Source organism: Pedococcus sp. P2_E4, from assembly GCF_056403935.1.
Genome location: NZ_JBFUEO010000059.1, coordinates 1 through 13,930 on the forward strand (window position 1 = coordinate 1; position 13,930 = coordinate 13,930).

The 13,930-nt window shown below is 72.7% G+C and carries 11 protein-coding genes; 5 read left to right on the forward strand and 6 right to left on the reverse strand.

All coding sequences use genetic code 11. The features are described 5' to 3' along the window. The 4 genes from AC1DV7_RS17175 to AC1DV7_RS17190 form a co-directional block, all read right to left on the reverse strand. Window positions 1-883, reverse strand: an 883-nt coding sequence (locus AC1DV7_RS17175; RefSeq protein WP_477598546.1) for a DUF222 domain-containing protein, incomplete at its 3' end; no start/stop codon positions are given. Window positions 884-1,047: 164 nt separating this feature from the next. After that, window positions 1,048-1,620 (reverse strand): DinB family protein, encoded by a 573-nt coding sequence (locus AC1DV7_RS17180; RefSeq protein WP_477598547.1) that lies wholly within the window; start codon window positions 1,618-1,620, stop codon window positions 1,048-1,050. A gap of 63 nt (window positions 1,621-1,683) precedes the next feature. Further along, window positions 1,684-3,726: a VWA domain-containing protein gene (locus tag AC1DV7_RS17185; RefSeq protein ID WP_477598548.1), complete on the reverse strand. Its 2,043-nt coding sequence runs from the start codon at window positions 3,724-3,726 to the stop codon at window positions 1,684-1,686. After that, a complete protein-coding gene (locus tag AC1DV7_RS17190) occupies window positions 3,723-5,129 on the reverse strand; it encodes a magnesium chelatase ATPase subunit I (RefSeq protein ID WP_477598549.1) in 1,407 nt (468 codons plus the stop codon). Before AC1DV7_RS17190 ends, AC1DV7_RS17185 begins: the two co-directional genes overlap by 4 nt. 240 nt (window positions 5,130-5,369) lie before the next feature. Between AC1DV7_RS17190 and AC1DV7_RS17195 the strand changes: the two genes are divergently transcribed. From AC1DV7_RS17195 to AC1DV7_RS17205, 3 genes are all read left to right on the forward strand, one after another. Then, the gene (locus AC1DV7_RS17195) at window positions 5,370-6,269 is read left to right on the forward strand and encodes a hypothetical protein (RefSeq protein WP_477598550.1); all 900 of its coding nucleotides are present in this window, start codon (window positions 5,370-5,372) and stop codon (window positions 6,267-6,269) included. A gap of 80 nt (window positions 6,270-6,349) precedes the next feature. Continuing rightward, entirely contained in the window at window positions 6,350-7,543 is a 1,194-nt protein-coding gene (locus AC1DV7_RS17200; RefSeq protein ID WP_477598551.1) for a hypothetical protein, read from the forward strand. A gap of 167 nt (window positions 7,544-7,710) precedes the next feature. Continuing rightward, entirely contained in the window at window positions 7,711-8,109 is a 399-nt protein-coding gene (locus tag AC1DV7_RS17205; RefSeq protein WP_477598552.1) for a hypothetical protein, read from the forward strand. A gap of 96 nt (window positions 8,110-8,205) precedes the next feature. Here AC1DV7_RS17205 and AC1DV7_RS17210 read toward each other — a convergent pair whose 3' ends face one another. Then, window positions 8,206-9,210 carry a LacI family DNA-binding transcriptional regulator gene (locus AC1DV7_RS17210; RefSeq protein WP_477598553.1) on the reverse strand — a complete coding sequence of 335 codons (1,005 nt, stop codon included), beginning with the start codon at window positions 9,208-9,210 and terminating at the stop codon, window positions 8,206-8,208. Between the two features lie 205 nt (window positions 9,211-9,415). Here AC1DV7_RS17210 and AC1DV7_RS17215 point away from each other — a divergent pair, with 205 nt between their 5' ends. Together AC1DV7_RS17215 and dxs are read left to right on the forward strand one after the other, a co-directional pair. Then, the gene (locus AC1DV7_RS17215; RefSeq protein ID WP_477598554.1) at window positions 9,416-11,482 is read left to right on the forward strand and encodes a glycogen debranching N-terminal domain-containing protein; all 2,067 of its coding nucleotides are present in this window, start codon (window positions 9,416-9,418) and stop codon (window positions 11,480-11,482) included. 86 nt (window positions 11,483-11,568) lie between these two features. Next, on the forward strand, window positions 11,569-13,437 hold the full coding sequence (gene dxs / locus AC1DV7_RS17220) for a 1-deoxy-D-xylulose-5-phosphate synthase (RefSeq protein ID WP_477598555.1): 1,869 nt from the start codon (window positions 11,569-11,571) through the stop codon (window positions 13,435-13,437). A 34-nt stretch (window positions 13,438-13,471) separates the two neighbouring features. Here the strand turns inward: dxs and AC1DV7_RS17225 are convergent. Beyond that, window positions 13,472-13,930: PucR family transcriptional regulator (locus AC1DV7_RS17225; protein WP_477598556.1), on the reverse strand; the 459-nt coding region annotated here is incomplete at its 5' end.

Sequence of the window (13,930 nt, forward strand, 5' to 3'; positions counted from 1 at the left end):
GCCCGCCCAACGTCGTGYCGGCCCCGGTGGCGTCGCGCAGGGACGCCCAGTCCATCGTCACCAGCAGCGTGGTCTTGGCGTTCTTGCCCACCGCGTCGTCCGCGCCCACCGCGCGCCGGACCAGTTGCACCAGGGCGTCACCACGGCGCTGGTCGCTGCTGCGCAGGTCCCGTTCGCCGTCCACCGGGCGGGGTGCCGAGAGGGGTCCGAGGGCTGCCTCCAGGACAGCCTTGCCCTCGGTGTCGAGGGTCAGGTTGTAGTCGTGGATGCCGGTCGGGCAGTCCTGCGGCTGGGACAGCGACACGAACACCTTGGCGGCGTCCTGCTCGCGCTGCAGCACGTCCTGGCGCCCGTGTCGGGCCAGCAGCGCCGGCCGGACCAGCCGGCAGCCACGGGGCCCGTGCTCGACGGCCATGGCGATCAGCCCCGCCAGCACGTGCGGCTCGGTCCCGTCGGTCAGCAGTGGGCGCAGCTTGTCGGCCTCGACCACGACCGCGGCCGCGGACCGCACCGGCAACACCCCCGCCCGCACCGCCTCGGCTACCGGCGCATTGACCGGCTTGCCGAACGCCGCCGCCAGCTCCACCACCTGCCGCGACCCACCTGCCCGCGTCGACGGCGCATGACACCGCACCCACTGCGTGACCGTCATCGCCGCCGACCCGCCGGAGGTCTCGCCCCGGCCCATTGCCTCGGCCGTCACSMTCACCCGCGCCACGTCGCACGCGCCACCCAACGCGTCGACCTCCGACAAGAGCCCGGCCAGCCCCTCGGGACCGCCGCCACYGGGCACCTGCCACAAGGACCCGTCGAGACCGGTCAAGGCCTCACGGGCAGCCGCGACSCGGTCGCGTCGCTGCTCCAACGTCAGATCCCCCTGCATGAGACCAACACTATGAGAGGCCACCGACAGCCGCCCCAACCGCTGAACGACGCGAGTTCCGTTGCAGCGCAATGGAATCACGCGGCATACCAAGCCCCGAAGGGGCAAGGGGCCGACGCCAACCTGTGGACACCGAACAGGCCAACGACCCCCCTGTGGATGGGTCAGCCCATGGTCTTCTGGCCGTCGAGCGACTCCCGGATGATGTCGGCGTGACCGGCGTGCTGGGACGTCTCGGCGAGGATGTGCAGCAGGGTCCGGCGCACCGACCAGCTCGCCCCCGGCTCGAACCACGGCGCCGCCGGCAGCGGGTGACGCAGGTCCAGGGAGTCGACGGTGGCGATGAGCTCGTCCGTGCGGTGGGCCACCTCGTCGTAGTGCGCGAGGACACCGGCGAGCGTCTCGTACTCGGTGAGTCGGTGGCTGTCGCGGTAGGCCGCCACCTCCGGCGGCGGGTTGCTCCAGTCGACCGACTCCCAGTCGATGTCGGGCGCGTTCGCCGGCCCGTTGACGATGAAGTCGGCCCACTGCTCCTCCGTCGCCGCCACGTGCTTCACCAGTCCGCCGAGGGTCAGCTCGCTCACCGTCGTGCGCTGGCGGGCCTGGTCGTCGGTGAGGTCGCGCACCGTGAACCGCAGGAAGCCGCGGTGCTGGCGCAGAGCCTGGACGAAGTCGGCGCGTTCGCCCTCCAGGGTGAATTCAGCCGGGGTGGTCTGGGTGCCTGGTGTCATGGTCATGAGTCCACGGTAGGACCCCTTCCGGCCAGTTCCTGACCTCAATGGAAACCGCGGTCGGCCTGGTCAGTCGTCGACCCAGAAGCCGCGGCCACCGCCGTAGAAACCCCCGAACTGCTCGCGGTACGAGCCGAACTGGCGCGACCCCAGGTAGCTGCCGACCACGGCGGCCCCGAGGTCGTCCAGCTCGGGGGCCACGACCCGTCCGCCGACCCGTCGCGCCATCTGCTCGACGAACCGCGCGAGCCCCGGGTCCTCTCCGAGCCGGAAGAACGTCGCCTGCGCGCCCAGCCTCGCGACGTTGTCGAGCTCGCGGACGCTGTAGGCGATGGTCAGCGGGTGTGGCGGGTAGTCGAAGTAGACCTCGCCATCCGGCTCGAGATGGGCGGTGGGCTCACCGTCGGTCACGACGAGCAGCACGGGCTGGGCGCTGGGGTGCTTGCGGAAGTGTCGCTGGGCGAGCAGGAGCGCGTGGTGCAGGTTCGTGCCCTTGGCCCACTGCGCGTCGAGGGCGGTGAGCTCCTCGATCGCCATCACCTCGGCGTGCCGGCCGAACCCGATCAGCTGCAGGGCATCGCCCCGGAACCGCGTCTGCACGAGGTGGTGCAGCGCGAGCGCCGTGCGCTTCATCGGCACCCAGCGCCCGTCCATCGCCATCGAGAACGAGGTGTCGACCAGCAGCGCCACAGCGGCTTGGGTCCGCGCCTCGGTCTCGGACACCTCGACGTCGCGGAGGTCGATCCGTATGCCGTGCCGCGCGTCGCCACCCTCGCTCGCCGTGCGGAGCACGGCGTTGGTGACGGTGCGGGTCACGTCCCACGGCTGGGTGTCCCCGAACGCCCATTCCCGGCTGGCACCGCTGGGCTCGGCCGCGGCGCCGGACTGGCGGACGTCGCGCTGCCCCTGGCGGTCGGACAGCCGCTGCGCCACGTCGCGCAGGAGGGCGCGGCCGAGCTGGCGCATCGCCTTGGGGGACAGGCGCAGCTGGCCGTCCGACGTGCGGCCGAGGTAGCCCGAGTCGCGCAGGGCCCGCTCGAGCCGGGTCAGGGTCCGAGCGTCGACGGCTGCGTCGTCGCCGACCATCCGGGCCAGCGCGTCGATGTCGATGTCGTCGATCCGGGCGCCCGCATACGACTGGGAGAGCTGCTCGGCCAGCTCGTCGAGGGCCGCCAGGTCCTGCAAGGCGCCGGTGCCGTCCCCGAGGCCGAGGCCTTGGCTGCCCTCGAACTGCTCAGATCCGGACCAGTCCTCGCCGGGGCGCAGGGCCTGCAGGTTCGCGTCGAGCTGGGCCAGCTGCTCCATCAGGGCAGGCGAGCCGAACGCCTGGGCCGACAGGGCCATGAGCTCGTCGCGTTGCTCCTGCGTCATCGAGTTGAGCATGCGCTGGGCCGCTGCCGCCCGCGCGGCCAGGCTGTCGATGAGCTCCTCGACCGACTGGGGGTTCTCGGGGAAGAAGTCGCCGTGGCGGTCCATGAATGCGCGGAACTGCTCGGTGGTGTCCTCACCCCGGGCGTGGGCGGCGAGCAGGTCGTTGAGGTCGGCCAGCATCTGGCGGACCTGCTCGCGGTCCTCGTCGGTCGCGTTGTCCAGTGCCTGCTTCATCCCGGCGAACCGCTGGTCCAGGGCCTCGCGACCGAGCAGGTCCTTGATTCGCTCGTAGTCCGCCCGCGCTGACGGGCTGCGCCACTGGTAGTCGGCGAGCTCGCTGACGGTACCGGCCGTCGAGGCGGGCAGGCTCTCGATCCGCATCTCGGCGAGGCGCGCGTCGTCGTCGAGGTCGCGAGCCAGCTGCTTGCGCTCCTCGAGGACAGCGCGGTCGAGCAGCTCGCGAACCTCCTGCAGGGTGCCGTCCAGCGAGTGCCGCTGCAAGAGCTCCTGGCGGCGCTGGGCCACCCGCGCCGCCAGCTCGTCCAGCCCGGTCTGGCTGCGGCCGCCGCGCCGCAGGAACTCGCGCATCGCCCGCTCCGCGGAGTAGCCCGCCATGACGTCCTCACCGATCGCGTCGAGCGCCTCGGCGAGGTCGACCGGCGGCGCCAGCGGGTCCGGCCCACCGCTGTAGCGGGCGTACCGCGCGCGGTGACCCTGCGGCATACCGGCCGGGTGGGTCATCCGTAGACCGTCTCGCCGTCGGCGGTGTCCTTGTCGATCCGGCGGGCGAGGTAGAGCGCCTCGAGGGCCAGCTCGACGGCACCGGCCCGAGCGCCGTCGCTGGTCGCGTCCAGCCGGTCGGCGAGCACGTCGTAGAGGTCGGACTCGCCGAGTACCGGCAGACCGGCAAGCACGTCGCGGGCGGCCACCTGCTCGCCGGTCGTGACGCTCGCGCCGTCCTCGATCGCCGAGACGAGCAGCGCGAGGTCGATGCCGCCGAGGTGGTGGCGCGCCGTGTCGGCGACCGCGGTGCGCAACAGGTGAGTGAGGACCTCGAGCTCACGCCCCTCCTCGCCGGTCTCGAACTCGATCTTGCCGCCGAGGACGTCGACGGCGGTGTCGAGGTCGACCACGCGGGCGACGGCCCGATCCTCACCCTGGCGGGTCGCCCGGTGCAGGGCGGAGGCGGCCACGGTCTCGGCACCGGCGATCGCGAAACGGGCCGAGACCCCCGAACGCTGGTCGACCGACGACGATGCCCGCAGTGCCTGGGTGAAGCGGGCCAGCACCTCCACCAGGTGGTCGGGCACCTCGGCGACGAGGTCGGCCTCCTGGCGGATGACGGCCATCTCCTCGGCGAGCTCCCGCGGGTAGTGCGTGCGGATCTCGGCGCCGAAGCGGTCCTGCAGGGGGGTGATGATCCGGCCGCGGTTGGTGTAGTCCTCGGGGTTGGCACTGGCCACGACGAGCACGTCCAGGGGCAGTCGCAGGATGTACCCGCGGATCTGGATGTCGCGCTCCTCCATGACGTTGAGCATCGCCACCTGGATCCGCTCCGCGAGGTCGGGCAGCTCGTTGATCGCCACGATCCCGCGGTGCGAGCGGGGGATCAGCCCGAAGTGGATCGTCTCCGGGTCCCCGAGGGAGCGGCCCTCGGCGACCTTCATCGGATCCACGTCGCCCACCAGGTCGGCCACCGAGGTGTCCGGGGTGGCGAGCTTCTCGGCATACCGCTCGTCGCGGTGCCGCCATTCGACCGGCAGGTCGTCGCCGAGCTCGGCCGCGCGCCGGGTGGCGGCTGGGGTGACCGGCTCGTACGGGTGCTCGCCCAGCTCGGACCCCGCGATGACCGGCGTCCACTCGTCGAGCAGGCCGACCAGGCTGCGCAGCAGGCGCGTCTTGCCCTGTCCGCGCTCACCGAGCAGGACGATGTCGTGGCCGGCGAGCAGCGCACGCTCGAGCTGGGGGATGACCGTCGTCGCGAAGCCGTGCAGGCCGGGCCACGGGTCGCGTCCGGCCGCGAGGGCGGCGAGCAGGTTGTCGCGGATCTCCTGGCGCAGCGTGCGGTGGCGGTGGCCGCTGGCCCGCAGCTCGCCAAGGGTGCGGGCGCTGGGTGCGGGCGTGGAGGAGAGGGTCTGCGTCACCGCCTCACGCTAACCCCGCGCGGCCCGAATCCGTATGGGGCGGACCGGACTGCGGACGGCAGACCGGTCCGGCCCCGCCCGGTGGCGGGCCGTCGGGGTGCCCGGCAATGGCGCCGTTCGCGTCGGGACGGGCGGGCTGACCTGCGGGTTTGTTCGGTCGCCCGGTTGCCGTTGACGGTGGTGCGTGGTCCACTGGAGTCAGGGAAGTGCCCTCGAGCCGGGGAGCTTGGGGACGATCGCATGCAGGGGACGTTGCACGTGCGCAGCCTCGTGAGGCTGGTGCTCGGTGCTGTCCTGCTGTGCGTCGCGTGGATCCTGCTCTCCTCCACCCAGGCCGGCGCGGCCGAGCGCGGGGACACCCCCGGGGCCCCGCCCGCGAAGCTGTCATCCGGCGCGAAGCTGTCATCCGGCGCGAAGCTGTCATCCGGCGCGAAGCTGTCACCCGACGCGAAGCTGCTGCCGGCCGCGAAGGCGAAGGCGAGCCGACCCGTCGTCCTCGACGTGCCTGACGTGCCCGTCTCTCCTGTTGTGGCAGGCGTGGAGCGGGTGGTCGCCGCCGTGGTCCCGGTCGTCCGGGAGCCCGTCGTGGGCGTGAAGCGCGTGGTCGTGAATGCGGTCCCGGCCGTCGAGGAGCCAGTCACCCGTCTGGAGCACGTGGTCGTGGTGGTCCTCGACGAGGTCCCTGTCGTCGGTGGCCCCCCGGCGGTGGCGCTGCCCGTGCCGGTTGCCGACGGGACTGTTCCGCTCTCGTCGCCGGCGGCTGGCGGTGGACTGGCCGCCCAGGCGACCACCAAGGCAGTGAAAAGCGTTGCTACGCAACGGGTTGCACCCGTCGGTGCCGCCACGTCGAACGCGGCGGAACAGACCGAGCTGCTGTCCGACCTTGAGGCCCGTGGCCCCGTACCGGAAACCACTGCCGTGCCGACGCGTGAGCCTTCATCGACCCTCCCGCGGCCATGGCGCGAGCCCTCGCCGATGCCGCCGACGTCGCCGTCCGGCGGTGCGGGGCCGGGTCTGGCCGATCTGGCCACGACGCCTGCGACCGTCCTCCTGCCGCGCCCCGGTGTGTCCGGGCGGGACCGCGCCGACTGGCACGTCCCCGGCAGCCTTCCGACCCACCCCGGTACCCGACCTGACTAGTGCTGCTCCGGCGCCGCGAGAGCGGCGCACCGAGCCATGCCCGTACCCGGGCGACACAGCACCACCAGGAAGGAAAGACCATGCATGCATACGTGCGTCGAGGGCTCGAAGCAACCCTCGTGGTCGCAGGCGGGATCCTGTTCTTCGCAGGACAAGCCTCGGCCGAAGAAGGCACCACGGGCGCTGACAGCGCCCTCGGTGGCAACCAGGCTGCAGTCTCTGCGGCCGCTCCCGTCGCCGTGACGGGCAACTCCATCGCGGTCGTCGGGGACTCGGGCTCTGCCGGGTCGACGGCGTCTTCGCCCTCAGCGCCGGCCGCCTCCACCGGCGGCAGCACATCCGGGTCGGGTTCGGCGGGCGGCGGCAACCAGGCCGCAACCGGCGCGTCGGCGCCGGTGACCCTGAGCGGCAACAGCGTTGCGGTGGTGGGGGACTCGTCGTCCGCTGGATCCGCCCCGGCGAACGCGTCTGGTGGCTCGTCCGGTGCCGGTGGCGCTGGTGGCTCGACCACCGGAGCCGACTCGGCGGGAGGTGGCAACCAGGTGACCGCCCCTGTCACCGCACCCGTCAACGCCGGTGGCAACAGCGTTGCGGTGGTGGGGGACTCGTCCGCTGGATCCGCCCCGGCGAACGCGTCTGGTGGCTCGTCCGGCGCCGGGGGCGCTGGTGGCTCGACCACCGGAGCCGACTCGGCGGCAGGTGGCAACCAGGTGACCGCCCCGGTCGCCGCGCCGGTCAACGCCGGTGGCAACAGCGTTGCGGTGGTGGGGGACTCGTCGTCCGCTGGGTCCACCCCGGCGAACGCGTCTGGTGGCTCGTCCGGTGCCGATGGCGCTGGTGGCTCGACCACCGGAACCGGCTCGGCGGCAGGTGGCAACCAGGTGACCGCCCCTGTCACCGCACCCGTCTCGGCCGGTGGCAACAGCGTTGCGGTGGTCGGTAGCTCGAGCAGCTCGGGGAGTGCGACCGGGCCGGCCCCCGTCACGCCCCCGGGCGGTGGGGACCCGGTCGGCGACCCCGCCGACCCATCGGTCCCCACTGACGACCCGGGCGCGCCGTCGGGTGGTGACCTCCAGTCGGGTGGCACGGCGTCGGGCGGTCTCGGTGCAGCTGCGGCTGCCTCCGCCATACCGGCCCTCGGCTCGGCAGCCGCGGCGGCGTCGCTCGCCATGACCGGCAGGGACCCGTGGCCACTCCTCGGACTGGCCGCGTTCCTGCTCCTCGCAGGGGCAGGAACGAGGGCCACGTCGCGCAGGTTCGTCCTGGTGACGTGACCTCGCCCGGGGAGGGGCGGACGGTGAAGCAGCCCGCCGTCCGTCCTTCCCCGCTGCCCTCGCGACCGTCGGCCACCTAGCTCTCGACGGCCGGTCGTGGCGTATGATCGAACACATGTTCGAACAATCGGAGGACCCCTGCGCCTGGTCCTCCGGGGTGGCCCACGATGCCCACGCCAGCCCGGCCACCTGATCGGGTGGCGGCGGCCGTGCCGCCCGGCTGGCCGCCGCTGGTACCACCCCCGGAGTCACGCGGCTGGCAGGTGCCGGCCGTCTCGTGGTTGCTGGACTTCTGTCCGGCCGACTACCGGTCGTATGCCGGGTGGCGGCGTCAGCCCGTGGCGCTCGCCTGGGTGGCGACTCGCCACATCGATGCCCAGCTGGTCGCCATGCGCCAGGCCTATCGCGAGGTCAGGGTCGAGCTGGGCGACCACCTGACGACCGAGGGGCTGGAGCAGGTGCTCAGCGACCTGGAGGCCGAGGGCGTCCGCCTGCTGGCGGCGCGGCGCAGTGCCGGCCTCGTCTATGACGCGTTGCAGGGCAAGCGCTATGTCCCACGGCTCTAGGACCGCCTGGTGAGGGGGTCAAGGGGTGCTGACGTCGAGCGGACCTGACGACTGGGCGCGCGGCAGTGAGGGGGATACGCGCGCGCCCAGCCGCGTTTAGGGGTCGTGCGTGCTGGTGGCTCGCACGACGAGCTCGGGGACGATGAGGACCGACTGGTCGAGGTCGCTGTCGGAGTCGGGCCGCCCGCGCGCCAGCAGGTCCCAGGCGTGCGTGGCGGCCTGCGCGAGAGGCTGCCGCAGGCTGGTCATCTGCATCGCCTCCGCGACCCCGCTGTCGTCGAACCCGACCAGGCCGATGTCGCGACCCAGCTCGAGGCCCCGGCTGCGGACGGCCCGGCTCGCCCCGAGGGCGAGCATGTCCGAGGCGCAGAGGAGGGCTGCGCCCGGCCCGAGCCGGTCGAGCAGTCGCTCGGTGGCAGCGGTCGCGTCGGTGAGCTCGTCGCGACACACCTCCAGGACGGGGTCTTGCGCCCGGCCGGCCTCCGCCAGCGCGGTCAGCCAGCCACGGCGCCGGTCGTCGCCGAGGGGCGACCCGGCCACCCAGTCGAGGTAGCCGATCTGGTCGTATCCCTGCTCGATGAGGTGAGTGACGGCGAGCGCCATACCGGCCCGGCCGTCGATGTCCACCCACCGGCCCACGCCCGGGTCGTCCCAGACCCGGCCGAAGCTCACGAACGGCACGTCGTGCTCGAGCAGCCAGCGGGGCCGCGGGTCGTCGTGCATCGTGTCGGTGATGACGAACCCGTCGACCAGCCCGGTGGCCAGCAGCTGCTCGTAGTCGCGCACACCGTCGCCATCCTGGGGGGAGAACGTCACCAGGTGGCTGCGGTGCTCCCGGGCCGCCACGGTGAGCTCGACCAGGAAGCCGTCGAGGACGTGCCCCATCCGGCGCTTCCCCCAGGGGCTGACCTCGAAGCCGTAGGCGTGGGCGGTCTGGCTCCGCAGGCGTTGCGCGGCGGCGTTGGGCGTGTAGCCGAGGCGCTCGACCTCCTGACGCACCCGCTCCAACGTCTCGGGGGCAACTCGCTCGGGGTTGTTGACGGCGTTGCTCACCGTCTGGCGGGAGACCCCGGCTGCCGCGGCGACGTCGACGATCGTCACCCGGCCGACCCGAACGGGGCGCTGCCCTCCACTTGCCACAACCGCTCCCGTGCGCTGGGATCGACGAACGAACGATGGCCACGCTGTCGGGCTTTGAACGTTCCAAGATGGAGAGGATGACCGACGTGCGTGCTCCCGGTCAAGGTATTCGCCCGAGCTCGCCGGCGCATACGCCGCATACGGCACAGAGCGGACACCGGGCGTCGTGAGTGGCGGTCGGCAGCCGTGGCTGCACCAGCTGACCATCGCCGTCGACGGCAGCTCCACCGTCCTGTCCGGCCCCAGCGGTGACATCGCGCCCGGTGGCGGTGAGGGCCTGTACGTCGACGACGAACGCGTCCTGTCACGGCTCGAGGTGTCGTTCTCGGGCGAGCCCCCCAGCCTTGTGGCCGCCGAGGCGTCGGGGGCGCGGGCCGAGTTCGTCGGGGCGGTGCGGAGCCTGGGTGACGGGCGACTCGAGGCGACCGTGGACCTGCGCCGGTCGCGGGCGCTGGCGCAGGGGGTGATGCAGGAGTCGGTGACCGTCACCTCTCGCGCCGAGGACCCGGTCAGCACCGTCCTGCGCGTGGTCCTGGCCGCCGACGGGGCGGCTCTCGCGGGCGTCATGACGGGTGCTCCTGACCTGGCCGCGGTCGCGCCCACGACGCACGAGGGTGCGCCGGTCTTCGAGCTGTCCCGGCACCGGGTGCTGGTGACGTCCGACCCGCCCCCGACCCGCGTCGAGACCGACGAGGAGTCGATCACCCACGAGTACGACCTGAGCATCCAACCCGGACAGCACGCGCAGGTGAGGTTGTCGGTGTCGACGGAACGCACGCAGGCGTCCCTGTTCGACGCCGACCCCGGCAGCGACGCGGTCGAGTGGGCCACGGTGCGGGTCGAGTCCGACGAGCCACGGCTGGCGCCCCTGCTGTCCCGGTCACTCGGCGACCTGCGGCACCTGCTGCTGCGCGACCCGCTGGCCCCGCAGGACGTCTTCGCCGCCGCCGGGACGCCTTGGTACCTCACGCTGTTCGGACGTGACTCCCTCTGGACCGCGAGGATGCTGCTGCCGTTCGGCACCCAGCTCGCCGCGGGGACGTTGCGCACGCTGGCCCGACGCCAAGGCCGTCGCGACGACCCCGCCAGCGCCGAACAGCCGGGCAAGATCCTCCACGAGGTGCGCCGCGTCCCCCACGAGATGACGGGGGTGGGGATCAGCCTGCCACCGGTCTACTACGGCACGGTGGACGCCACGGCGCTCTGGGTCTGCCTGCTGGTCGACGCCTGGAGATGGGGACTGCCCGAGTCCGAGGTCAGGGACCTGCTGCCCCACCTCCGTCCGGCGCTGGCGTGGTTGACCGGTCCCGGGCAGCCCGATGACGACGGGCTGCTCAAGTACCTCGACACGTCGGGTCACGGCCTGAGCAACCAGGGCTGGAAGGACTCCGACGACTCGATGCGCTTTCGCGACGGCCGGATCGCGGAGGGACCCATCGCGCTGGTGGAGGCGCAGGCGTATGCCGTCGAGGCGCTGCTCGGCGCCGCCGACCTGCTCGACGCCCTGGGTGAGGAGGGCGCAGTGGCCTGTCGTGACGACGCCGGGGCGCTCGCGGAGCGCATCCGGCAGCGCTACTGGGTGGAGGAGGGCGGCCTGCGCCACCTCGCCATGGCTCTGGACGGGCAGGGGAGCCCGGTGGACGCGCTCGGGTCCAACATGGGCCACGTCCTCGGCACCGGTGCGCTCACAGCATCCGAGGCGGCCGACGTGGCCACCGCGCTCACCGGCCCGGACCTGCTCGACCGGTTCGGCCTGCGCACCATGGGCGCCGGTACGGGGGGCTTCAACCCCATCGGCTACCACACGGGTTCGGTGTGGACCCACGACACGGCGATCGCTGCGCTCGGCCTGGTCCGCGAGGGGCGACCCGCCGAGGCGGCGGCCCTCGTGCGGGCCCTCGTCGACGCGGGGGAAGCCTTCGGCTACCAGCTGCCCGAGCTCTACTCGGGCGAGCCGGTGCTCGGCCGACCCGCGCCCTATCCCGCCTCCTGCCGGCCCCAGGCGTGGTCGGCGGCGTCCGCAGCAGCCGTCGTGACAGTGGCCCTGGGGTTGCGCGCCGACGTGCCCCGTGGGGTGCTGCACGTGCGGCCTGCGCAACCCCAGCCGTTCGGGGCCCTGCGGGTCGAGGGCCTGCGGGTGGGGGACGCGCGCATCGCGGTGGCGCTGGACCGTGAGGGCGGGGTCGTCGTCGAGGGAGTGCCGGAGGGGCTGAGGGTGGTGAGCAGCGCTTAGACTCGGGAGATTGCCGCAACCAGCAGACCCCTGTAGTCGACCACCGAGAACACCGAGACCACCGAGAACACCGAGAGGACCGCCACGTGGGAGTGCTCGAGACCATCAACGGTCCGGCAGACGTCAAGGCGTTGACCGCCGCCCAGATCCCGGGGCTCGCCCAGGAGATCCGGGACTTCCTCGTCGAGTCCGTCTCGAAGACCGGCGGCCACCTCGGTCCCAACCTCGGGGTGGTCGAGCTCAGCATCGCCCTGCACCGCGTGTTCAACAGCCCCCAGGACGCCATCGTCTTCGACACCGGCCACCAGTCCTACGTCCACAAGCTGCTGACCGGTCGCCACGACTTCAGCCAGCTCAAGAAGCAGGGCGGCCTGTCGGGCTACCCCAGCCGGGCGGAGTCGGAGCACGACGTCGTCGAGAACTCCCACGCCTCGACGGCCCTGTCCTGGGCCGACGGGATCGCCAAGGCCCGGCGCCTGCGCGGTGAGCGCAACCGCCACACCGTGGCTGTGATCGGCGACGGCGCGCTCACCGGCGGCATGGCCTGGGAGGCGATCAACAACATCGCCGCCGACAAGGACCTGCCGCTCACCATCGTGGTCAACGACAACGAGCGCTCCTACGCCCCGACCATCGGCGGGCTGGCCGAGCACCTCGCCACCCTGCGCACGACCCGCGGCTACGAGCGGTTCCTCGACTGGGGCAAGAACACCCTGCACCGCACACCCGTCTTCGGGGGTGCGATGTACGAGACGTTGCACGGCGTGAAGAAGGGCCTCAAGGACATCGTCGCCCCGCAGGGGATGTTCGAGGACCTCGGCCTGAAGTACCTCGGCCCGGTCGACGGGCACGACAGCGCGGCCCTCGAGTCCGCGCTGCGCAAGGCGAAGGCCTTCGGTGGCCCGGTCCTCGTCCACGTCATCACCGAGAAGGGCCGCGGCTACGACCCGGCGCGCCAGCACGAGGGCGACCAGTGGCACGCCATCGGCAAGTTCAACCCCGAGACCGGGCTGCCGTTCGAGGTGAGCGGCCGGATCTGGACCGACGAGTTCAACGACGAGATGGTGGCGATCGGGCGCGAGCGCGAGGACGTCGTCGCCCTCACCGCAGCCATGCTCATCCCGGTCGGTCTCGACGGCTTCGCCGCCGCCTACCCCGACCGGGTGTTCGACGTGGGCATCGCCGAGCAGCACGCCGTGACGATGGCCAGCGGGTTGGCGTATGCCGGCCTGCACCCCGTGGTGGCGGTCTACGCCACGTTCCTCAACCGGGCCTTCGACCAGCTCCTCATGGACTGCGCGCTGCACAAGGCCGGTGTCACGTTCGTCCTCGACCGGGCCGGCATCACCGGGTCGGACGGCGCCTCGCACAACGGCATGTGGGACATGACCATCGCCTCGATCGTGCCCGGGCTGCGGCTCGCGGCCCCGCGCGACGGGGACCAGGTCAAGCGGCAGCTGCGCGAGGCGCTCGACGTCGACGACGCCCCGACCGTCATCCGGTTCCCCAAGGGCGACGTGGGCCCGGCCGTCCCTGCGGTCCGCCGCCAGGGCAGCGTCGACGTGCTCCACGAGACGTCCGCGGAGTCGTGCGACCTGCTGGTCGTCGGGGTGGGAGCGTTCGCGAGCCTGGGCGTCGAGGTCGCGGAAAAGCTCGAGGCACAAGGACATTCGGTGACTGCGGTCGACCCGCGCTGGGTGCTGCCGGTCAGCGACGACCTCGTCGAGCTGGCCCGGACGGCCGGGGCGGTGGCAGTCGTCGAGGACAACCTCGTCAGCGGTGGCGTGGGTGCCGCCGTGACGCTCGCCCTGCGCGAGGCCGGGTTGTCCACGGCGGTGCACCTGCACGGCATACCGAAGCGGTTCCTCGACCACGCGTCCAGGGGACAGGTCCTCGAGGGGCTCGGGCTCACGGCGGACGCCGTGGCCACGTCGCTGGCGTCCCGGCTGCGCTGAGGACGCCGAGGACCGACGTGCCCGGTCCGAACAGCTAGCGGGGCGGCGCCCCGCCCGCGCGCAGCCGGAGCAGCCGCAGGGCGAGCTGGAGCTCGAGGGCTTGGTCAGGCTGCTGCCACTGCGCCCCCAGCAGGTTGCCGATCCGCTCCAGCCGCTGGCTCACGGTGTTGACGTGGACGTGCAGGCCGGTCGCGGCGTGCCGGGGACTGCCGCCGGCGTCGAAGTAGGCCTGCAGGGTCTTGACGAGCTCTGAGCCCCGCTTGGTGTCGTAGTCGAGCAGGGGCCCGAGGTGGGCGCGCACGTAGCCGTCAACGTCAGGAGCCGCCCCCACGACGAGCCCGGCGAACCCGAGGTGGGCGGCGCTGGCCCCCGTGCCGGCGAGGCCGAGCGACACCAGCGCCTGGACGGTGCGCACGGCCTCGCGCCAGGCTTCGGGTACGCCCTCGTCGAGCGTCACGGGACCCGCGGCCCCCACGCTCACGGTGCCCAGCCG

Bases quoted from the DNA above. Each gene is read 5' to 3' on its own strand.
- AC1DV7_RS17200 (WP_477598551.1), top strand. From the start codon at position 6,350: ATGCATGCATACGTGCGTCGAGGGCTCGAAGCAACCCTCGTGGTCGCA.
- AC1DV7_RS17205 (WP_477598552.1), top strand. From the start codon at position 7,711: ATGCCCACGCCAGCCCGGCCACCTGATCGGGTGGCGGCGGCCGTGCCG.
- AC1DV7_RS17185 (WP_477598548.1), bottom strand. From the start codon at position 3,726: ATGACCCACCCGGCCGGTATGCCGCAGGGTCACCGCGCGCGGTACGCC.
- AC1DV7_RS17195 (WP_477598550.1), top strand. From the start codon at position 5,370: ATGCAGGGGACGTTGCACGTGCGCAGCCTCGTGAGGCTGGTGCTCGGT.
- AC1DV7_RS17180 (WP_477598547.1), bottom strand. From the start codon at position 1,620: ATGACCATGACACCAGGCACCCAGACCACCCCGGCTGAATTCACCCTG.